At 72.9% G+C, this 19360-nt stretch carries 20 protein-coding genes and 1 pseudogene; 11 read left to right on the top strand and 10 right to left on the bottom strand.

Annotated elements, in window-relative coordinates:
* Positions 1-11: 11 nt before the first annotated feature.
* Positions 12-1622, top strand: coding sequence for a choice-of-anchor A family protein (locus tag OH807_RS13800; protein WP_406198184.1), 1611 nt, complete (start codon positions 12-14; stop codon positions 1620-1622).
* A gap of 103 nt (positions 1623-1725) precedes the next feature.
* Here the strand turns inward: OH807_RS13800 and OH807_RS13795 are convergent, their stop codons facing one another.
* Positions 1726-2352: a TetR/AcrR family transcriptional regulator gene (locus OH807_RS13795; protein ID WP_406198182.1), complete on the bottom strand. Its 627-nt coding sequence runs from the start codon at positions 2350-2352 to the stop codon at positions 1726-1728.
* A gap of 76 nt (positions 2353-2428) precedes the next feature.
* On the opposite strand from OH807_RS13795, the gene OH807_RS13790 reads away from it, so the two are divergent.
* Positions 2429-3373 carry a hypothetical protein gene (locus tag OH807_RS13790; protein ID WP_406198180.1) on the top strand — a complete coding sequence of 315 codons (945 nt, stop codon included), beginning with the start codon at positions 2429-2431 and terminating at the stop codon, positions 3371-3373.
* A gap of 70 nt (positions 3374-3443) precedes the next feature.
* Here OH807_RS13790 and OH807_RS13785 read toward each other — a convergent pair whose 3' ends face one another.
* From OH807_RS13785 to OH807_RS13765, 5 genes and pseudogenes are all read right to left on the bottom strand, one after another.
* Positions 3444-3941: a hypothetical protein gene (locus OH807_RS13785; protein ID WP_406198178.1), complete on the bottom strand. Its 498-nt coding sequence runs from the start codon at positions 3939-3941 to the stop codon at positions 3444-3446.
* A gap of 246 nt (positions 3942-4187) precedes the next feature.
* Positions 4188-4542 (bottom strand): annotated as a pseudogene (locus OH807_RS13780) (SDR family oxidoreductase); the annotation flags it as partial.
* 40 nt (positions 4543-4582) lie between these two features.
* Complete coding sequence (locus OH807_RS13775) at positions 4583-4804, bottom strand: hypothetical protein (RefSeq protein ID WP_406198176.1); 222 nt, start codon at positions 4802-4804, stop codon at positions 4583-4585.
* A gap of 85 nt (positions 4805-4889) precedes the next feature.
* Positions 4890-6116, bottom strand: coding sequence for a kynureninase (kynU, locus tag OH807_RS13770; protein WP_406198174.1), 1227 nt, complete (start codon positions 6114-6116; stop codon positions 4890-4892).
* 113 nt (positions 6117-6229) lie between these two features.
* The gene (locus OH807_RS13765; protein WP_406198171.1) at positions 6230-7060 is read right to left on the bottom strand and encodes a tryptophan 2,3-dioxygenase; all 831 of its coding nucleotides are present in this window, start codon (positions 7058-7060) and stop codon (positions 6230-6232) included.
* Positions 7061-7260: 200 nt separating this feature from the next.
* Here OH807_RS13765 and OH807_RS13760 point away from each other — a divergent pair, with 200 nt between their 5' ends.
* Both OH807_RS13760 and OH807_RS13755 read left to right on the top strand, forming a co-directional pair.
* Positions 7261-7695: an Lrp/AsnC family transcriptional regulator gene (locus tag OH807_RS13760; RefSeq protein WP_406198168.1), complete on the top strand. Its 435-nt coding sequence runs from the start codon at positions 7261-7263 to the stop codon at positions 7693-7695.
* 50 nt (positions 7696-7745) lie between these two features.
* Positions 7746-8288, top strand: a complete 543-nt coding sequence (locus OH807_RS13755) for an NADPH-dependent FMN reductase (protein WP_406198166.1) — start codon at positions 7746-7748, stop codon at positions 8286-8288.
* A 54-nt stretch (positions 8289-8342) separates the two neighbouring features.
* Here the strand turns inward: OH807_RS13755 and OH807_RS13750 are convergent, their stop codons facing one another.
* Both OH807_RS13750 and OH807_RS13745 read right to left on the bottom strand, forming a co-directional pair.
* Entirely contained in the window at positions 8343-8978 is a 636-nt protein-coding gene (locus OH807_RS13750) for a MarC family protein (protein WP_406198164.1), read from the bottom strand.
* A 22-nt stretch (positions 8979-9000) separates the two neighbouring features.
* A complete protein-coding gene (locus OH807_RS13745; protein ID WP_406198162.1) occupies positions 9001-9318 on the bottom strand; it encodes a barstar family protein in 318 nt (105 codons plus the stop codon).
* 170 nt (positions 9319-9488) lie between these two features.
* On the opposite strand from OH807_RS13745, the gene OH807_RS13740 reads away from it, so the two are divergent.
* The 3 genes from OH807_RS13740 (at position 9489) to OH807_RS13730 (ending at position 12959) form a co-directional block, all read left to right on the top strand.
* Positions 9489-10049 (top strand): DoxX family protein, encoded by a 561-nt coding sequence (locus OH807_RS13740; RefSeq protein ID WP_406198160.1) that lies wholly within the window; start codon positions 9489-9491, stop codon positions 10047-10049.
* A 155-nt stretch (positions 10050-10204) separates the two neighbouring features.
* The gene (locus tag OH807_RS13735; RefSeq protein ID WP_406198157.1) at positions 10205-10840 is read left to right on the top strand and encodes an FxLYD domain-containing protein; all 636 of its coding nucleotides are present in this window, start codon (positions 10205-10207) and stop codon (positions 10838-10840) included.
* Between the two features lie 298 nt (positions 10841-11138).
* Complete coding sequence (locus OH807_RS13730) at positions 11139-12959, top strand: glycosyl hydrolase family 18 protein (protein WP_406198155.1); 1821 nt, start codon at positions 11139-11141, stop codon at positions 12957-12959.
* A gap of 139 nt (positions 12960-13098) precedes the next feature.
* On the opposite strand, the gene OH807_RS13725 is transcribed toward OH807_RS13730, so the two are convergent.
* Entirely contained in the window at positions 13099-13647 is a 549-nt protein-coding gene (locus OH807_RS13725) for a hypothetical protein (RefSeq protein ID WP_406198153.1), read from the bottom strand.
* A 175-nt stretch (positions 13648-13822) separates the two neighbouring features.
* Complete coding sequence (locus OH807_RS13720) at positions 13823-14383, bottom strand: MarR family winged helix-turn-helix transcriptional regulator (RefSeq protein ID WP_406198150.1); 561 nt, start codon at positions 14381-14383, stop codon at positions 13823-13825.
* Between the two features lie 182 nt (positions 14384-14565).
* Between OH807_RS13720 and OH807_RS13715 the strand changes: the two genes are divergently transcribed.
* The 4 genes from OH807_RS13715 to OH807_RS13700 all read left to right on the top strand — a co-directional run bounded on the left by OH807_RS13715 (position 14566) and on the right by OH807_RS13700 (position 19315).
* On the top strand, positions 14566-15858 hold the full coding sequence (locus OH807_RS13715) for an MFS transporter (protein WP_406198147.1): 1293 nt from the start codon (positions 14566-14568) through the stop codon (positions 15856-15858).
* Between the two features lie 238 nt (positions 15859-16096).
* Entirely contained in the window at positions 16097-17722 is a 1626-nt protein-coding gene (locus tag OH807_RS13710) for a dolichyl-phosphate-mannose--protein mannosyltransferase (RefSeq protein WP_406198145.1), read from the top strand.
* 3 nt (positions 17723-17725) lie between these two features.
* The gene (locus OH807_RS13705; RefSeq protein WP_406198142.1) at positions 17726-18520 is read left to right on the top strand and encodes an ABC transporter permease; all 795 of its coding nucleotides are present in this window, start codon (positions 17726-17728) and stop codon (positions 18518-18520) included.
* 210 nt (positions 18521-18730) lie between these two features.
* Positions 18731-19315, top strand: a complete 585-nt coding sequence (locus OH807_RS13700; RefSeq protein ID WP_406198140.1) for a TMEM165/GDT1 family protein — start codon at positions 18731-18733, stop codon at positions 19313-19315.
* The last annotated feature ends 45 nt before the right edge of the window (positions 19316-19360 follow it).

Here is a 19360-nt window from a genome sequence, read left to right as displayed (position 1 = left end):
GGAATGTGTCGATGGATCAGGACACCGGTGCGCCGGACCGCAGCAGGACCGCCACGAAGAGGGCCCCGGAGGCCCGGCGGCGACGGGCCGTCCGGATCGGGGTGGCGACCGTCGTCGCGGCGCTGCCGCTGGCCGCCGTCCTGACGGTCGGTTCGGCCGCGCCCCTGGCCCCGCCGCTGGGTGCCTGCACCGGGCCGGACTGCCCCGCCACCTGGCCCTCGCCCCCGCACAACGGCGACTTCGCCGGGCGCGACGCCTCGATCAACATCTTCACCGGCGGCGACTACACGGTGAACGGCCGGGCCGCCGAGGCCGAGGGCAAGATCGTCACCCTGGGCAACCTCACCGTCGACAAGAGCCAGGGCGGAGGCAACTTCAACATGGGTGTGGTGGGCGTCGGTTCGCGCGTCGTGCCGCCCAACGGGAGCGACTTCGTCACCGTCGGCGGAAACGTGGACGTGAAGACCGGCAACCGGATCCTGATCGGCGGCAGCGACTCCAAGGGCCAGGCCTTCGGCAACCTCCGCTATGCGGGCACGCTCTCCGGCACCGTTTCCATCGACCCGACCGGTCAGGCGATCAAGGACGCGGACGCCGCCGCGCCGTTCCAGTCGGTGCTCACCCAGATCGAGGAGGTGTCCGCCTGCGTCGCCAGGGCCACCGCGACCGGCACGGTCGTCGTCACGAACAGTGAGGCGACCTTCACCGGTGACGGGACGAGCATGAAGCAGGTCTTCAACGTCACCGAGAACCTGGGCGCGGCCGGCCGGCAGATCGGCCTGGTCTTCGCCAATGTCCCGGCCGGTGCCACCGTCGTGGTCAACGTCCTGCCGGACGACGCGATCATCAACACCTACACCGGCACCGGCCTGCCGGGGGACCAGACCACCGAGATGCGCTCCAAGCTGATGTGGAACTTCCCCACGTCGAGCAATGCGCAGCTACTGGGTGGCGGGCAGTTCCAGGGCTCCGTGATGGCGGGCAATCCGGCGGGAACCACCACGATCGGGATCGCCGGCCTGAATGGCCGCGTCTACCTCGCCGGCAACCTCATCCAGACCGGGAGCGGCGGCTACGAGATCCACAGCTACCCCTTCGACGGGGACCTGCCGGACTGCAACGTGACGCCGAGCCCCTCGCCGAGCCCGACGTCCCCGAGCCCGACCTCGCCGTCGCCCTCGCCGACGTCCCCGCACCCGACGTCCCCGCACCCGACCTCGCCGCACCCGACCTCGCCGCACCCGACGTCCCCGCACCCGACCTCGCCGCGTCCGACGTCCCCGCACCCGACGTCCCCGCACCCGACCTCGCCGCGTCCGACGTCCCCGAGCCCCACCTCGCCGCACCCGACATGGTCCCCGACGTCCCCGAGCCCGACCTCGCCGGCGCCGACCTCGACGAGCGCCGCTCCGACCGGCCCGACCTGGCAGCCGACCAGTGACCGCCCGACCGACCATCACCCGACGCACCGTCCGACCGGCGGCGCACCGACCGGCAGTGGTTCACTGCCGTCCACCGGTGCGGGCAACGCCCCGGTGGTGTTCGGTCTGGCCGGTGTCGGCCTGCTCGGCCTCGGCGGTCTCGCCGTCCTGGCCGTCCGCCGCCGCGGCCGCCACGGCTAACCCGGCACGCGCGGCGCTCCGGTGCCGAGCCGACGTCAGGCCGCCCGGTCACCCGACCGGGCGGCCTGACCCGCTTCCGCTTCCGTTGCCGTCCCCGGCCGGCTCACCGCTTCGGGTAGTCCGCCAGGCCTCCCCGGAGCAGGTCGAACGCCGCCGCGGCGGCCGTCTCGACCCGGGCCCGGACGGCTCCGGCCGGCTCGCCGGCCACGATGCCGCGCCGGATCTCCGCGATCACCGCCCGGTGCGCCCCCGCCAGGGCGCCCGCCAGGATCCGCGGCAGTGGGTCCCCCGGGTCCGCGCCGGCCTCCTCGGCCAGTGCCTCGGCGAGCGCCGCATCGGACCGTTCGCCCAGTTCCAGCAGCCGGGCCCGGAGCGCCGGGCTCTCCGCGACCACCCGCCAGAACGCGATGGCTCCGGCGTTCAGCCCGTACGTCGGCTCGCCCTCCGTCAGTCCGGCCAGCAGGTCGGCCCGGACGGCGTCGACGGCCGAGCTGCCCGCGGGCCGCTCCCGGACCACCGTCGCGAGCCGGGCCACCACCTCGTCCTGCCGGTCGAAGAAGAGGTCCTCCTTGGTCGGGAAGTAGTTGAACACCGTGTTGGTCGAGACGCCGGCCGCCCTGGCCACCTCGACCACGGTGACCTGGTCGAATCCGCGCTCGACGAACAGGCCCATCGCCGTGTCGGCCAGCAGGGTCCGGGTCTGCCGCTTCTTGAGTTCGCGAAGTCCCATGACGGGCATCGTGCCAGGAATCATAGGGCTGCACCAAATTTGGAGTGACGCCAAAAATATCGGCTACGGTGACGGCATGACCTTCACCTTCGGCATCTACCCCGGCGGTCTGCTCGGCGACGAGACCGGCGTGATCGAACCCGCCAGCCCGGACGACCCGGCACTGATCGACGCAGCTCTGCGTGAACTCCAGGGCGCCGCACCCGACTTCCTGGTGCGCGCCTACCGCTCCCACCCCGGTGGGGCGTGCGCTCCGGCCGCACCCGAGCGCTACGCCGTCGACGGCCGCCGGCTCGACCTCGTGCTCCAGTTCCGGGAGTCGAGCGGGCGTCTGGACGGCTGGCTCGACTTCGTCCGGCGGACCGTCCGCACCGACGGCCACCGGATCGCCGTCCTGCAGATCTGCGAGGAGCCCAACGTCGACCTGCCGCCGGTCGACGGCAGCATCCCCAACGTCCGGCAGGCGCTGGTGCAGGGGGTGATCGCAGCCAAGGAGGAGGCGCTGGCCTGTGGGTACGACCTCGCGGTCGGGTTCAACGCGGCGCTGGACTTCGACCCCGCCGCCACCTTCTGGCCGGAGCTGGGCGCCCTCGCCGACGAGCGGTTCCACCGTGCGCTCGACTACGTCGGCCTGGACTTCTTCCCCGACGTCTTCCGGCCCGTCCCGGCGGGCCGGCTCGGTGAGGTGGTCGCCGGGGTGGTCACCGGGTTCCGGCGCGACGACCTCGCCAAGGCCGGCATCGGCCCGGCGGTGCCGATCCGGATCTGCGAACACGGCTGGCCCACCGGCCCGGACCGGACCGAGGAGCGGCAGGCCGAGGTGGTCGAGGAGGTGGTCCGCACGGTGGCCGGCCTCGCGGCCGAACTCGCTGTCGAGGGCTACGCGTTCTTCAGTCTCCGGGATGCCGACAGTGCGGGATCGGGCATCTTCGACCGGTTCGGCCTGCTTCGGGACGACTACTCCCGCAAGCCGGCCTTCGCCGTCTACCGGCGGCTGGTCGAGGAGCTGACGGTGAGCTGACCCGCTGGCTGATGGGCCGCCGGCCGGGCGAGCGGCCCGACCGGCCGTGCGGCCCATCCGGCCGTGCGGTTCAGCGTTCGTCGAAGAACCTTGCCACGGTGTTGCGTTGGGCGGCGACCGCAGCGAGCGGCTCGCCGACCACCCGCCCCGCCAGCTCGACGGCCAGCACGCCGACGTCCTGCTGGAGGACGACGCCCGCGAGCGCCTGGTCGACGGTGATCCGGGCGTTCGCCTCGGCGACCAGGCGGTCCCGCTCCCGGATGCCCTCCTCGCGGGCCGCCGCGATGATCGCCGCACCGCGCTCGGCGGCCTCCTGGCGGATCCGGGCTGCCTCGTGGCGGGCGGTCGCCAGCTCCTGCCGGTAGGCCTGGTACGTCCGTTCAGCCTCGGCGCGGGTCTCCTCCGCCCGCTCCTCCCGCCCCTCGATCGCGTCCCGCCGCTCGGCCAGTAGGTGTTCGATGCGCGGCAGGACGCTGCGGCCGAGCAGCTGGACCATCAGGAAGAAGCAGAGCAGTCCGAGGGCGAGTTCGGTCAGGTCGGGCTTCAGCGGTCCGAGTGCGAGGTTCATACACCCCTCCTATGGCCTGTCTGTCGATCATAGGACGGGCGCCCTCGGCCGAAAAGACTGATGGTACGTCAATTCGGTGGTGAGTGAGGCACGGTGGGCCACCGGTCGGACCGCCGGGTGGTGCCGGAGTGGCCACGGCGTCGTCGACGGGCGGCCGGGGGAGGGGTGTTCGGCGTGGTGCCGCGGGCCGGTGCCGGGGCTCGACGGGCATCGGGGGCCCCGGCGCCAGGTCGACCGGGCCGGGTGTCACTGCCCCATGACGTACTTCACGGTCGGTCCGGTGGTCCACGCCGTCGACGGCGAGCTCGGCGCCGGTGACGTACGAGGAGTCGTCGGAGAGCAGGTGGACCACGGCGGTGGCGATCTCGGGTGCCTCGCCGACCCGGGCCATCGGGGTGTTGGGGTAGTTGCCCTCGCCGCGCCGGATGCCGACGGCCGCGGTCATCGGCGTCTAGGTCATCCCCGGGTGGACGGAGTTGACCCGGATCCGCTCGGCGCCCAGCTCGACCGCGCCGATCTTGGAGAGGCCGCGGACGGTCCACTTGGACGCGCCGTAGCCGGCGGTGAGGGCGAGACCCATCAGGCCGGCGGCGCCGGTGATGATGACGGTCTTGCCGGTCAGGTCGTTCACGGGGTGCTCCTCAGGGGGTCGGTGCGGAGAGCATGGCGGCGGACATCGTCACCAGGTCGACGAGGAAGGTCTCCTCGTCGGTCAGCGGGGTGGCCCCGGTGAGGTACTGCTGCGCCCGGTCGGCCGGCGCGGCCCCGATCAGGGTCAGCACCAGGTCGATCCGCTCCAGCCGGACCGGCTCCGGCAGGGCCGGGATCCGCTCCTCGACCAGCCCGATCAGCTGCCACGGCAAGTGCCGTGGCGAAGCGCCGCAAGCAGCACGGCACCCCGGCAGGATCGCCGGGGTGCCGTGCCGTGCCGTGCCGTGCCGTGCCGGGTCAGGTCACCTCGCCGCGCCGGGAGAAGCGCTCCTCCCGCCACTCGCCGCTCTCCAGCACCTCGGCCAGCTGCTGCGCCGCGTCCCACACGTCGGTGTACGAGAGGTAGAGCGGCGTGAAGCCGAACCGCATCAGGTCCGGAGCACGGAAGTCCCCGATCACCCCGCGCGCGATCAGCGCCTGGACCACCGGGTAGCCGTCGGCGTGCCGCAGCGCGACCTGGCTGCCGCGCCGCGCGTGCTCGCGCGGGGTGACCACCTCGACGCCGTCCAGGCCCTCCACCAGGCTGATGAACAGATCGGTCAGCGCCAGGCTCTTCGCCCGCACCGCGGTCAGGTCCGCCTGCTCCCAGACGTCCAGCGAGGACTCCAGGGCCGCCTGTCCGAGCAGCGAGGGCGAGCTGGTCAGGAACCGGCCGATGCCCGTCCTCGGGTCGTAGCCGGGCTCGAAGGCGAACGGGCGGGCGTGCCCGAACCAGCCGCTCAGCGGCTGCTCCGGACCGGCCGCGAGGTGGCGCTCGGCCACGTACAGGAAGGCCGGCGAGCCGGGGCCGCCGTTCAGGTACTTGTAGGTGCAGCCGACCGCGAAGTCCGCGCCACTGGCGCCGAGCTCGACCGGAAGGGCGCCCACCGAGTGGCAGACGTCCCAGATCATCAGGGCGCCGGCGGCCCGGACCCGGGCGGTGATCCCGGGCATGTCGAGCAGCTCGCCGGTGCGGTAGTCCACGTGCGAGAGGACGACGGCGGCGACGTCCGCGTCCAGGTGCCGGTCCAGCTCCTCCGGCGTGACCAGGACGCTGCGCGCGCCCTCGAACAGCCCGGTGACGCCCTCGGCGATGTAGAGGTCGGTGGGGAAGGCCGCGGAGTCGCCGAGCACCGTCCGCCGGCCCGGACGCAGCCGCAGCGCGGTCGTCAGGACCTTGAACAGGTTGACCGAGGTGGTGTCGCAGACCACCACCTCCGCCGGGTCGGCCCCGATCAGCGGCGCGATCCGGCGGCCCAGCCGGTACGGCTGCTCGAACCAGCCGGCCTCGTTCCAGCTGCGGATCAGGGCCCGGCCCCACTCCTCCTCGACCACCTGCTGCACCCGCCCGGGGGTGCGGACGGGCAGCACGCCGAGCGAGTTCCCGTCCAGGTAGACGATGCCCTCGGGCACCGAGAACTCCTTGCGGAACGCCGCCAGTGGGTCGGCGGCGTCCAGCGCCGCGCACTTCTCGCGCGTGATCATTCCCGGCTCCCTGCCCACTCGCCCGTCCATCCCTTCGTCCACCGCAGCCCTGTCCGCCGCGTTCCCGTCCACTGCTTGCCCGTCCGTTGCGTTCCCGTCCGCCGCCCGCCCGGTCACAGCTCGTCCCGGACGGTCCACAGCTCGGGGAAGACGTCCTGCTCGGCCGCCTTGCGCAGCCAGGTCAGGCCGCTGGAGCCGCCCGAGCCGGGCTTGGCGCCCATCGCCCGGCGCACCGCGGCCAGGTGCCGCTGCCGCCACCTGGTCACCCGTTCGGCGACGTCCAGCAGGGCTTCGGCGAGCGGCTGCAGCGCGGCGTGCGCGGGGTCGGTGTAGACCTGCCGCCAGGCCGCCTCCACCGCCGGATCGGCGCGGTGCCGCTGCTCGGAGGGCTCGTGCGGCACGTCCAGCCCGTGCCGGGCGAGCAGGGCCAGCGCATCGTCGTACAGGCCGGGGGCGCGCAGGGCGGCGCTCAGCTCGGCGCGGTCGTCGGGCGCCTCGTCGTACATCCGCAGCAGGGCGGGGTTCTTGTTGCCGAGCAGGAACTCCAGGTGCAGGAAGGCCGCGGACTGGAAGCCCGAGGCCTCGCCGAACACCGAGCGGAAGGCGTTGAACTCGTGCGGCGTCATGGTCGCCAGGAGGTCCCACGACTCGACCAGTACGTTCTGCACATGGGTGCCGCGGCGCAGGGCGGCCAGCGCGGCCGGCAGGTCGTCCTCGCGCAGCGCCTGCTGGGCGAGCGTCCACTCGTGCCGCAGCAGGCCGAAAAGCAGCTCCATCACCTGGGTGCTGACGATGAACGACAGCTCCGCCGGCACCTTGCTGCGCGGGTTCTGCAGGCTGTGCAGCTCGGCCAGCCGCACGTACCGGGCGTACGGGGTGCCGTCACCCGGCTCGCCGCCCCGGCCGAACGACAGCTTGGGTGTCTCCACCGCGTCGTGCCCCATCCCGATCCCTCCTGATGACCCGCACCGTTGCGGGGCCCCATTGTGCGGCGGCCACCACCCGCTCTTGAATGGGCTCCGGACACCGCTAACCGGCTGACGCCTGTCGTTCGAGAGGTCTTTCCGCCGATCCTCCTTACGATCGGAAGGAAGCGGAATCCAGCCACCTGAAACCCGCCGATCACGACCCACCGGGAGCCGTTTTGGACGCCGTCGACCGCCGCCTGCTGGCCGAGCTGCAGGCCGATGCCCGGCTCTCGTACAACGAACTCTCCCGCCGGGTGAGCCTCTCCGCACCCGCCGTCGCCGAACGGGTCCGCCGACTGGAGGCGGACGGGGTGATCAGCGGCTACCACGCGCACGTCGACCCGGCCCGGGCCGGGCTGCCGATCACCGCGGTGGTCCAGCTCCAGTGCTACGGCCCGCGCTGCGTGCTGCGCGACCCCGAGGTGGCCCACTGGCCCGAGGTGCTCCAGCTGCACCGGGTGACCGGCGGCGCCTGCTGCGTGCTGCTGGTCGCGGTGCCCGGGATGGCCGCCTTCGAGGCCCTGATCGACCGCCTCGGCGGCTACGGCCAGCCGTCCAGCTCGATGATCCTCTCCAGCCCGGTGCCCTGGCGCCCGGTGGTCGCGCCCTGAGGCGGGCTTTTCCGCACCGGGCGGCCCGGCGGAACGGTAGGTTCCTCGCCATGCCGAACGACGACCGTCACATCCTGCTGCTCCCGGGCAGCCTGCGCGCCGGCTCCACCAACGAGACGGTGCTGCGCACCGCCGCCGCGGTGGCGCACGCCATCGAGGGCATCAGCGCCACCTACTACACCGGCCTGGCCGGACTCCCGCACTTCAACCCCGACCTCGACACCGACCCGCTCCCCGAGCAGGTCGCGGCACTGCGGGCGGCCGTCGAGGCCGCCGACGCCCTGCTGATCTGTACCCCCGAGTACGCGGGCACGCTGCCCGGCGCGTTCAAGAACCTGCTCGACTGGACGGTCGGCGGGGTCGAGATCTCGGACAAGCCGACCGGCTGGATCACCGCCGCCGCCCCCGGCCGCGGCGGGGGCGCCGAGGCGACGCTGCGCACCGTGCTCGGCTACACCGGCGCGGCCGTGGTGGACGAGGCCTGCGTGCGGATCCCACTGGACCGCGCCGGCGTCGGCCCGGACGGGCTGGCCACCGACCCGCTGGTCCGGGACCGGATCGGCGAGGTGCTGGCCCGCCTGGCGGCCGGCTGACGCCTCCCCGCACCGGCCGGTACCCGCACCGGGTGCGGCGCCTCCCGGACGGGCTCAGTGCCCGTCCGGGAGGTGCAGGCCGAGGCCGGCCAGGCCGTTCAGGAACAGCTCCACCCCGACCGCCGCGAGCAGCAGGCCGAGCAGCCGGGAGAGCACCTCCAGCGAGGTGCGGTGGGTGCGCCGCATCAGCGGGGCCAGCGCCGCGACGCAGAAGTAGTTGATCACCACGACGGCGATGTAGGCCCCGGCGACGGTGGTCCGCCAGCCCCAGTCGTCCTTGGTCAGCGAGCCGACCAGCACCGCCGTGATCGCCAGCGGGCTGGCGATGTAGGGCAGCAGCAGCTCGCGGATGCCGTCCACCATCGGGTTCGGCAGGTGCTCGTCCTCCTCGTCGGCGCCGATGCCGAGGTGGACGCCGAGGACCAGCGCGACGGCGTAGATGAAGAAGATCGCCCCGCCCGCCAGCTGCAGCGACTGGTCGCTGATGTGGAACAGCGTCGTCACGGCGTCGGCGCTGTAGGCGAGCACCAGCCCGATGAGGGCGGAGATCAGCGTCGACCAGGCCGCCAGCCGGCGCAGCTCGCCGGTGCTGCGGGTGCCGGCCAGCCGGGCGAACGACAACAGGACCTTCGGCGGGCCGACCACGGCGAAGAAGGCGATGAAGGCGCTGCTCAGGTTGAAGACGAACATGGGCCAAGCATGGCCGGGGCGGTCAGCGCAGCTCGACCGCCACGCCCTCGGCCTGCAGGGTGACGAGGATCGCCTCGAAGTAGCCGAGTCGCCGCTCGCCCAGCCGGACCGTGCCGGTCAGGTGCGCGCGGGCGACGCCGGCCTCCTCCCAGACCAGGGTGAACGGGGGAGTGGGACCGAAGCCGCCGTGCAGGCAGTCGGCCAGCGCGTCCAGGTTGGAGCCGTAGTAGCCCCCGGGGCCGTTCAGGGCGGCGCCCAGGGCCGTGTAGAAGGCCTCGCGGTCGGTGATCGGGCGTCCGTCCAGCACGTAGGTGGGCCGCTCCGGCCGGGTGACGGTCATGCGCGGCTCCGTTTCCGTTCACTCGGGTATTCCTCGCTCCCTCGATATTCGCCCGGATGGCGGTCCCGGGTCGAACCGACCCGCCCGATCGGCTGCTATGGAAACCGGCTGCTGCGGAAGCCGGACCACCTCCGCTGGAACGATCACCTCCGCTGGAACGAGGACTCGACATGTGTCTGAACCGTAAGGACCTGGGCCTGCTGGCCCTGCGCGGCGCCGTCGGCGGAGTGCTGATCGCGCACGGCACCCAGAAGCTGTTCGGCTGGTTCGGCGGCGGTGGCCTGGAGGGCACCGCCCAGGCGATGGAGCACATGGGCTTCCACCCGGGGCGGCAGAGCGCCCTGGCCGCGGGCCTCGGCGAGGCGGGAGGCGGCGCCATGCTGGTGGCCGGCCTGGCCACGCCGGCGGCCGGTGCGGTGGTGGCCGGCACGATGGCGGGCGCGGTCGCCGTGCACGCCCCGGCCGGCTTCTTCGTGACCGGCGGCGGCTACGAGTACCCGGCGTTCCTCGGGGCGACCGGCCTGGCGCTGGGCCTGGCCGGCCCCGGCCGGTACTCGCTCGACCACCTGACCGGCCACGCCTTCGACCGCCCGTGGGTGGGCGTGCTGGTGTTCGCCGCGAGCGCGGCCTCCGCGTACGGCGTGGTGGCCCGCCGCCGGCACGTGGTGCGGCTGCGGGAGGAGCGCGCCGCGGTGGAGGCCGAGGGGCAGGAGGGCGCGGGGCTCTCCTGACCGCCGCCCCGCGCCGGCCCGTGGTGCACCGCGGGCGCCGCCGGATCAGGGCTCACCCGGATGCACCAGCCCTGCTGGCGGCCGTGGGCGCCGCCTCGGAGGGTGGGCGGGAGGTGTGCCGGGCACCCCGGCCCAGGGCAGAATCGAGGACCCCGATGGACCGTCAGCCGGATCGCAGGCCCGAGGGCCGGGCGACCACGCCGTGCCGGCCGACCGCGCAGGACCAGGACGCCCCCGTGGTCCGCCGGCCGCGCCGCGCCGTGGCCGGCGCGCTGACCGCGGCCCTGCTCGGCGGGGCGGCCCTGGCCGGCTGCTCCTCGGGCAGTCCGGCGAACAGTGCGGTCTCCTCGGCCGCCGCCGCGGTGGAGTCGGGCATCTCGGCCGCGGCTTCGGCGGCTGCGTCGGCGGCCGCCTCGGCCGCGGGCGGGGTCTCCTCGGCGCTCGCCTCGGCCGTGGCGTCGGCGGCCTCGTCGGCGGAGGCCGCGGCCTCCTCGGCGGTGGCCGCCGTCAAGGGCGGGCTGGACGCCAAGGGCGACGTCACCGCCGCCGCGGTGACGATCGGCTCGGACAACAAGGCCGAGGTGCAGCTCACCGTCACCAACCACGGGCAGCAGTCGGCCCGGTACGTGATCCAGGTCAACTTCACCGACGGCTCCGGCAACGTGCTGGACGCGACGGCAGTGACCGTCCCGGACGTCGGGGCCGGGCAGAGCACCCAGGTCACCGCACGCAGCAACCGCGATCTGACCGGAACGGTCAAGGTCGACGTGGCCAATGCGGTCCGCTACTGACCCGCAGGTCAGCGGGGGTGCGGTGGGACGCGGGGAACCTTAACGGCGGCTCAAGGCTCAACATCACCCCTTGACGGGGGAGTTGGTCTAGTCCATTTTAATCCCAGGTGCAGGGAGCCCCTGAACCGGCGTCAGCGGTCTAGGCCGCGGGCGCCGGTTCGGCATATCCCGGTGTCCGTCAAGGCATGTTCCCGCTCGATTCCCTTCCCTGTTCTGTCATGCCCTGGTCGTGCGGCCCCACCCCGTACGAGCCCCCCGGGGCGGCGCGGAATCCCCCACAACCAGGAGTCACGCACCCATGCTCCGTTCACGTATCGAAAGGGCCGGGAGCCCGGTCCAGGAGAGCGGCCGCCGCCGGCGCCCGAAGAGCCTGGCCGCCATCGCGGCCGGCACGACCGCCTCCCTGCTGCTCGGCGCGGGCCTCGCCCTCACCGGCGGCGCCTCGGCCAACGCGGCCGTCACCAACAGCACCGGCGCGCCCGCCACCAGCGGCGGCATCAAGGTCGCCTACTTCGACCAGTGGTCGATCTACGCGAACGCGTACTACCCCAAGACGATCCAGGACACCGGCGTCGCCGGGAAGCTGGACTACCTGATCTACTCGTTCGCCAACATCAACCCGACCGACCTCGGCTGTTTCGAGGCGAACAAGGCGGCGAGCCAGGACGACAACAACCCGAACGCCGGTGACGGTGCGGGCGACTCGTTCGCGGACTACCAGAAGAGCTTCGGCCCGGACATCTCGGTGGACGGCGTCGGCGACGCCTGGGGCCAGCCGATCGCGGGCAACTTCAACCAGCTGAAGAAGCTGAAGGCGAAGAACCCGAACCTCAAGGTCCTCATCTCGCTGGGCGGCTGGACCTACTCGAAGTACTTCTCGGCGGCGGCCGCCACGGACGCCTCCCGCAAGAAGCTCGTGTCGTCCTGCATCGACATGTTCATCAAGGGCAACCTGCCGACCGAGGCCGGCTACGGCGGCCCGGGCTCGGCGGCCGGGATCTTCGACGGCATCGACATCGACTGGGAGTACCCGGGCGGTGGCGGCCACACCGGCAACATCTCCAGCCCGAACGACAAGCAGAACTTCACCCTGCTGCTGAAGGAGCTGCGCGAGCAGCTCGACGCCCAGGGCAAGACCGACGGCAAGACCTACGCCACCGCGGCGGCGGTCGGCGCCGGCCAGGACAAGATCCGGAACGTCGAGACCGACAAGATCGGCCAGTACCTGACGTTCCTGGACATCATGACCTATGACATGCACGGCGCCTGGGACGCCAAGGGCCCGACCAACCACCAGGCCCCGATCTACTCCGGCCCGGACGACCCGATGACCCCGGCGGCGCCGGGCCACGGCAAGTACTCGGTCGACAACGCGATCAAGGCGTACACCGCCGGCGACGCCGACTACGGCATCCCGGGCGGCTTCCCCGCCAAGAAGATCAACGTGGGTGTCCCGTTCTACTACCGTGGCTGGACCGGCGTCCAGAACAACGGCAAGAACGGCCTCTTCCAGCCGGCCACCGGCCCGGCCGCCGGCGCCTCGATGTCCGGCAGCGTCCCCGGTATCCAGATGTACAAGGAGCTGGCGGGCTTCGTCGACAACCCGGCGAAGACCTTCTGGGACGACACCGCGAAGACCACGTACTTCTACGACGGCACCACCTTCTGGTCCGGTGAGGACACCCGCTCGATCCAGGCCAAGGTGGACTACGCCCACTGCAACGGCCTCGGCGGCTCCTTCGCCTTCTCGCTGTACGACCTGGGCACCAAGACCGCGCTGTTCGACAAGATGGTCGAGGCCACCAACGGCTCCGCCGCCGCCTGCCCGGCCGCGCCGTCGCCGACCCCGACCGCGACCCAGACGGTGACCCCGACCCCGACCGCGACGGCGACCGCCACGGCGACGGCGACCGCCACCGCGACCCCGACGGCCACCACGACCCCGACCTCCCCGGCCGGTTGCGCCGGTGCCCCGAGCTGGGACGCGGCCGCCACCTACGCGACCTCGACCAAGGTCTCCTGGAAGGGTCACTACTACACCAACAAGTGGTGGACCAAGGGCGAGGACCCCACCACCACCGGTCAGTGGGGCGTCTGGACCGACAACGGTCCCTGCTGAGCACCTGAGCGACCGAGCGCCTCGGCAGCCGAGCTGCTGAGCTGCTGAGCACCTGAGGGCCTGACGGACCCTCGCACCGAAGACCGGGCGGCCCCGGGCGAGCATGATCTCGCCCGGGGCCGCCTGTCGTGCGCGCCGCTCAGATCTTGGCGTAGGTGACTGTGATGGTCTCGGCCGAGCTGCTGATCAGCAGGTTGATGTCCCCCTTCTCGGCGAGGCTCGTGCCCGTGCCCATGTCGGTCACCTCGAAGCCGGCGTCCTTCAGCGCCTTCGCGTAGGCGGCGTAGCCGCCGCCGGTGGCCTCGAAGGTCATGATGTACGTGCCGGTCGCGCCGTTGACCAGGGTGAGCTTGCCGGTCGGGAGCAGCACGCCGGGGGGCAGGTCGGCCGGCTTGGTCTTGCCGCCCAGGATGACGTCCGTCCCCGAGGGTGCCGGGGCGGGCGCGGCCGGCGTGGAGGAGGCCGGGACCGCGGCCGGGGTGGACGGAGCCGGTGCGGCCGTGGAGGCGGTCGTGGAGGCGCTTGCCGCGGTGGGGGGCGGGGTCGGGGCCGCCGCGGCGGTGCTGGGGGCGGAGCTCCCGGCGGCGGTGGCCGAGGTGCCGTCGTTGCAGGCGGTGAGCCCGAGCCCAGCCACGACGGCAATGGTGAGCAGGGCGGATGCGCGCTTGAGCTGCATGGTGGTGGCCAATCGGTGACGTGGTATCAGTGATCCCTTGTGTCAAGCAGATTGGCACACGGATGTGTCATTCCTCAGGGGATTCCTCCGACCATCCGGGCTCCCCGGGGTCGGCCCCGCCGCCCCGGCCCCGACCTGGCCCCGACTCCCTTGGCGCCGACGCCCCGGCCTCCCGGCCGGGGGTGGGTCAGGCCAGGTCGTCGGTGCGGCCGAGGGCGTCGGGCTGGCTCTCCTCGATGCGGCGCAGCATCCGGGCCAGCATGCCGGAGAGCACCGTGCGGTCCTCGCCGACGAGGTCCTGGAGCAGTTCCTCCTCGAAGACGGCGGCCATCCGCATCGACTCCAGCCACTTGTCGCGGCCGTTCTCGGTCAGCTCGATGATCACCCGGACCCGGTTGGTCTCGTCCCGCTCCCGGGTGACGAGGTCCTCGGCGACCATCCGGTCGATCCGGTGGGTCATCGCCGCCGGGGTCAGCCCCAGCCGCTTGGCCAGCTCGCCCGGGCCCAGTCGGTAGGGGCTGCCGGCGACCACCAGGGCCTTGAGCACCTCCCACTCGGCGGAGGTGATTCCCAGCACAGTCAGCTGCCGGCCGTAGGCGACGCCCATCCGCCGGGCGACCCGGGAGAGCGTCTGCACGATCGTCTCCACCTGCGGGTCCACGGTGGGGAATTCCCGCTGGTAGACGGCCACCTGCTCGGCGATGCCCAGCTCGCGGGTGCTGGCCGGCTCGGGCTTCTCTGCTGTCATGCGGACCAGTGTCGCACGCGGGGGTGCAGCCCTTAAGCCTTTGACTCCACACTCTTCCGGTGCTAAGACTTTATATCGCCAGACTTTAGCTCTTAAATCTTCTGGCCTTAAGACTATCCAGCGAAACCCTGGGCGTGACCCCGGGGGGACCCAGTGAAGGGGTGTGCACGGTGACCGGCACGGTGAAGCAGCAGAGGCAGCAGCGCGGGGCGGGCGGCCCGCTGCGCCGCGTCCAGATCGGCAACGCGCTCAGTGCGTTCGGCAGCGGATTCACGATGCCGTACATGTTCGTGTACGTGGACCAGGTGCGGGGCCTGGGATCGCTGGCCGCCGGGATGGTGTTCACCGTCTTCGCGCTGGCCGCGCTCGCCGTCCTCCCGTTCACCGGCCGCGGCATCGACCGGTACGGCCCGCGCCCGGTGCTGCTGGCCGGCGCCGCACTGGCCGCCACCGGGGCGTTCGCCTTCGGCCACGCCACCGGCACCCCGGCCCTGCTGGTCTCCTCCTTCCTCTTCGGAGCGGGTGTCACCACCTGCCAGCCGGCGCTGGCCACGATGATCGTCCGCTGCTCCACCGCGGCGACCCGCTCGCACGCCTTCGCGCTGCAGTTCACCCTGATCAACCTGGGCATGGGCATCGGCGCGCTGGTCGGCGGCCAGATCGTGGACGTCGCCGACCCGGCCAGCCTGACCCGGCTGTTCACCATCGAGGCGGCGACCTTCCTCGGCCTCGCCCTGGCGACCGGCACCGCGCGGATCCCGAACGCCGCCCCCGTCCTGCTCCAGGACCGGAAGGACGGCCCGCAGGGGCTGCGCGCCCTGGTCGCCGACAAGGCGATGCTGCGGCTCTGCGTGCTCGCCGGGCTGATCTTCTTCACCTGCTACGGCCAGTTCGAGTCCGGCGTCGCGGCCTTCGCCACCGACACCGTCGGCACCGCGCCCTCGACCCTGGGCATCGCCATCGGTGCCAACGCGCTGACCATCGTCGTCCTGCAGATGTTCATGGTGCGGATCACCGCCCGCCGCCGCCGCACCACCGCGATGGCCGCGGCCGGCGTGGTCTGGCTGGGCGCCTGGGCGATGGCGCTGGTCGCCGGCCTGATCCGGACCGAGACCATGGCCGCCACGGTCGCGATCGTCTCGATCTACGCCCTGTTCGGGGTCGGCGAGTCGCTGCTCGCCCCCACCATGGGCCCGATCGTCGCCGATCTCGCCCCGGCCCGGCTGCTCGGCACCTACAACTCCGGGTACGCCCTGGTGAAGCAGATCGCGATCGCGGTCGGCCCGGCCGTCGGTGTCCTGCTGGTCGGCTCCGGCACCTGGCCGCTCTACCTGGCGGCGATGGCCGGCTCCACCGTGCTGGTCGTCGTCCTGGCACTGAAGCTGCGGCCGTACCTCACGGCGGCGCAGGACAACGCGGCGCCGGTCGTGGTCCGCGCCCCGCTCCCCGTCCGGGAGCTGCAGACCGCCGCCTGAGCCCTCCGGGCCGCCGCCCGGACCGCCCGGACCGCCGGGCGCCGCGGCCCGGGACACCTGCCCGGGCCGCCGTCCGGGCAGGTCCGGGCGGCCCGCGGGCACCCGGGCGGCTGCGCCGTCCGGGTCACCTGGACGGCGCCCGTCGCGCTTGGATTCGGGACCACCGCCACATAGTGTCAGTGCCTGTTGACTGCCCGGCCCCGGCCGGCACAGGCGAGACAGGCGAATCGGCGAGGCTATGACGCAAGCGGCGCTCACGCACCCACCCGCACCCCCAGCCCCCGCGGCCCCCGAACCGGCGCCGCGGGGGCTGCTGCGCCGGGCGGCCGACCGGGCCGACTGGCTCGGGCCGATCGGCGTGGCACTCTTCGCGGGCCTGCTCCGGTTCTGGAACCTCGGCTACCCCAACGCCTTCGTCTTCGACGAGACGTACTACCCCAAGGACGCCTGGTCGCTGCTCGAGCAGGGCTACGAGGGCACCTGGCCGGACAGCGCCAACGCCGACATCCTGGCCGTCCCGCAGCACGTCCCGCTCACCTCGGCGCCCGAGTTCATCGCCCACCCGCCGCTCGGCAAGTGGGTGATCTCGCTCGGTGAGGCGGCCTTCGGACTGCACCCGTTCGGCTGGCGGTTCATGACCGCGCTGCTCGGCACCGTCACGGTGCTGATGCTGGCCAGGATCGGCCGCCGGCTGTTCGGCTCCACCCTGATCGGCTGCACCGCCGCCCTGCTGATGTCCGTCGACGGGCTCCAGCTGGTGATGAGCCGGGTCGGCCTGCTGGACGGCGTCCAGATGTTCTTCGTCCTCGCGGCCTTCGGCAGCCTGCTGATCGACCGCGACCGCACCCGCACCCGGCTGGCCGCCGCCCGCGAGGGGAACGGCCCCGACGGTGACCGGATCCGGCTCGGTTGGCGCCCCTGGCGGATCGCCGCCGGGGTGTTCGTCGGCGCGGCCTGCGGCGTCAAGTGGAACGGCGCCATGGTGCTCGCCGCCTTCGGCCTGCTCACCGTGCTCTGGGACCAGTCCGGCCGCCGCTGGGCCGGCGCCCGCCGCCCCTGGCGCTCGATGCTGCGCCGGGACGCGCCGCCCGCCCTGCTGGCCATGGTCGGCTCCGCCCTGGTGGTGTACGTCGGGGCCTGGGCCGGCTGGCTCGCCACCGGCGGACGGAACGCCGGCGGGTACGACCGGCACTGGGCCGACGACCGGGCCGGGCTCTCCCCGGACAGCTTCCTCGGCGTCCCGCTGCCGCGGCTGCCGATGACCTGGGTGCCCGCGCCGCTGCGCAGCCTCTGGCACTACCACTCGCAGATGTACGACTTCAACACCGGGCTGAGCACCCCGCACACCTACCAGTCCAACCCGTTCAGCTGGCTGGTCCAGGGCCGCCCGGTCTCCATGTACTGGGAGCAGGTGCCCGCCGGGCAGCACGGCTGTACCGCCTCCGGCGGCTGCGCGGCGCAGATCCTCGGCCTCGGCACCCCCCTGCTCTGGTGGACCGCCTGCTTCGCCCTGGTCTACCTGCTCTGGCGCTGGTTCTTCCGCCGCGACTGGCGCTCCGGCGCGGTGCTCTGCGGCGTCGCCGGCGTCTACCTGCCGTGGTTCCAGTACCAGGAGCGGACCGTCTTCTCCTTCTACATGGTCGTGCTGGTGCCGTTCCTCTGCCTGGCCGTCGCCCAGATGCTCGGCGCGATGCTCGGGCCGGAGGGCTGCACACCCGAGCGGCGCCGGCTCGGCGCGGCCGGGGCGGGCCTGATCGTGCTGGCGATCGTGGGCTGCTTCGCCTTCTTCTACCCCCTCTACACGGCGGAGGTGATCCCGATGACGTCCTGGCAGGACCGGATGTGGTTCACCAGCTGGATCTGAGCCGTGGCGCCGTCGGCGGCGACCCCGGTGGCGGCGGCCGGCAGCCAGCTGCTGCCGGTCACCCCGCTGCTCGGGGTGGTCACGGCACTCCTGCTGGCCGCCGCCGTGGCGGTGGCCGGCCGGGGCCTGCTCGGCCACGGGCGGGCGGTGCTCCGGGCCGGCCTGCGCGCGGTGGTGCAGCTGGCCGTCGTCGCCCTGGTGATCACCTGGGTGGTCGGCTCGCTCTGGTGGTCGGCGCTGTTCGTCGTGCTGATGTTCGCGGTCGCGGTGCGTACCGCCGGGCGCCGGATGACCCCCGGGCCGGCGTGGACGTGGGCGGCCGCGCCGATCGGCGCCGGGGTGCTCCCGGTGCTCGCGCTGCTGCTGGCGGTCGGACTGCTGCCGCTCAAGGGGCTGTCGGTCATCCCGGTCGCCGGCATCCTGATCGGCGGCGCGCTCAGCGCCACCTCGTTGGCCGGCCGACGGGCCCTGGACGAGCTGCGGCAGCGCCACGGAGAGGTGGAGGCGGCGCTCGCCCTGGGCTTCGAGGAGCGCGACGCCCGGCTGGAGATCTGCCGCACCGCCGCCGCGACCTCGCTCGTCCCGGCCCTCGACCAGACCCGGACGGTGGGCCTGGTCACCCTGCCCGGCGCCTTCGTCGGCATGCTGCTCGGTGGCGCCACCCCGGTGCAGGCGGGCGCGGTGCAGCTGTTCGTGCTGGTCGCGCTGCTGGCGGTGGAGTCGGTGGCGATCGTGGTGGTGCTGGAGCTGGTCGCCCGCGGGCTGGTGGGCGCCGGGCGTCCCGGCGGAGTCGGGTAGTCTTGGACGCGTTGAAGGGGAGTAGCCCTCCACCGGACCGTCGACATACTGGCCCCCCGGGGCCCGGCGCCCGGGGCATCCTGACCGTTGGGGTGCCGGCGAGACCTTCGGCCGCAGTGCTGTGATTTCTGACCAGTGCTGTCGGGCCGGAGCGACCCCTTGCGGAGCTGCCGAGGCCGGACAGCCCGACCGAGGGATACCGAACCCCCGATGAGCCTGACCGTTGCCGCCATCACCTTCGGCATCGTCTTCCTGGCCGAACTGCCGGACAAGACCGCCCTGGCCAGCCTGATGCTCGGCGCCAAGTACCGCGCGAGCTACGTCTTCGCCGGAATCGCCGCCGCCTTCGCCCTCCAGGTGGGCATCGCCCTGGTGGCCGGCCACCTGCTCTCGCTGCTCCCGCACCGCTGGGTGGAGGGCGTGACCGGCGTGCTGTTCCTGGCCGGCGCCGCCATGCTGCTCTTCCACGGCGGCGACGACGAGGACGGCCACGCCGCCAAGGAGCCGACGGCCAACAGCTTCTGGAAGGTCGCCGGCGCCAGCTTCGTGGTCGTCGCGATCGCCGAGTTCGGCGACCTCACCCAGATCATGACCGCCAACCTGGCCGCCAAGTACGCCGATCCGCTCGCTGTCGGCCTCGGCGCCTGGCTGGCGCTCTGCGCCGTCGCCGGGATCGCCATCGTCGGCGGGCAGAAGCTGCTGAAGCACGTGCCGATGAAGGTGATCATCCGGGTCGCGGCCGGGGTGATGGTGCTGATGGCCGGTGTGAGCATCTTCCAGGCGGTCACCGGCTGACGACGCGTCGCGGACGGCCGTCGCCCGGTGACCGGCCTGCGGGGC

Source organism: Kitasatospora sp. NBC_01560, from assembly GCF_045208415.1.
In the GTDB taxonomy this organism is placed as follows: domain Bacteria; phylum Actinomycetota; class Actinomycetes; order Streptomycetales; family Streptomycetaceae; genus Kitasatospora.
The sequence above is the reverse complement of the archived record's forward strand: the minus strand, read 5'-3'. Positions and strand labels throughout refer to the sequence as shown.

What these genes read in the sequence shown, in the direction of transcription:
- OH807_RS13800 (WP_406198184.1), top strand. Translation starts at nt 12, where the DNA reads ATGGATCAGGACACCGGTGCGCCGGACCGCAGCAGGACCGCCACGAAG.
- OH807_RS13795 (WP_406198182.1), bottom strand. Translation starts at nt 2,352, where the DNA reads ATGGGACTTCGCGAACTCAAGAAGCGGCAGACCCGGACCCTGCTGGCC.
- OH807_RS13790 (WP_406198180.1), top strand. Translation starts at nt 2,429, where the DNA reads ATGACCTTCACCTTCGGCATCTACCCCGGCGGTCTGCTCGGCGACGAG.
- OH807_RS13785 (WP_406198178.1), bottom strand. Translation starts at nt 3,941, where the DNA reads ATGAACCTCGCACTCGGACCGCTGAAGCCCGACCTGACCGAACTCGCC.
- kynU (WP_406198174.1), bottom strand. Translation starts at nt 6,116, where the DNA reads ATGATCACGCGCGAGAAGTGCGCGGCGCTGGACGCCGCCGACCCACTG.
- OH807_RS13765 (WP_406198171.1), bottom strand. Translation starts at nt 7,060, where the DNA reads ATGGGGCACGACGCGGTGGAGACACCCAAGCTGTCGTTCGGCCGGGGC.
- OH807_RS13755 (WP_406198166.1), top strand. Translation starts at nt 7,746, where the DNA reads ATGCCGAACGACGACCGTCACATCCTGCTGCTCCCGGGCAGCCTGCGC.
- OH807_RS13750 (WP_406198164.1), bottom strand. Translation starts at nt 8,978, where the DNA reads ATGTTCGTCTTCAACCTGAGCAGCGCCTTCATCGCCTTCTTCGCCGTG.
- OH807_RS13745 (WP_406198162.1), bottom strand. Translation starts at nt 9,318, where the DNA reads ATGACCGTCACCCGGCCGGAGCGGCCCACCTACGTGCTGGACGGACGC.
- OH807_RS13740 (WP_406198160.1), top strand. Translation starts at nt 9,489, where the DNA reads ATGTGTCTGAACCGTAAGGACCTGGGCCTGCTGGCCCTGCGCGGCGCC.
- OH807_RS13735 (WP_406198157.1), top strand. Translation starts at nt 10,205, where the DNA reads ATGGACCGTCAGCCGGATCGCAGGCCCGAGGGCCGGGCGACCACGCCG.
- OH807_RS13730 (WP_406198155.1), top strand. Translation starts at nt 11,139, where the DNA reads ATGCTCCGTTCACGTATCGAAAGGGCCGGGAGCCCGGTCCAGGAGAGC.
- OH807_RS13720 (WP_406198150.1), bottom strand. Translation starts at nt 14,383, where the DNA reads ATGACAGCAGAGAAGCCCGAGCCGGCCAGCACCCGCGAGCTGGGCATC.
- OH807_RS13710 (WP_406198145.1), top strand. Translation starts at nt 16,097, where the DNA reads ATGACGCAAGCGGCGCTCACGCACCCACCCGCACCCCCAGCCCCCGCG.
- OH807_RS13700 (WP_406198140.1), top strand. Translation starts at nt 18,731, where the DNA reads ATGAGCCTGACCGTTGCCGCCATCACCTTCGGCATCGTCTTCCTGGCC.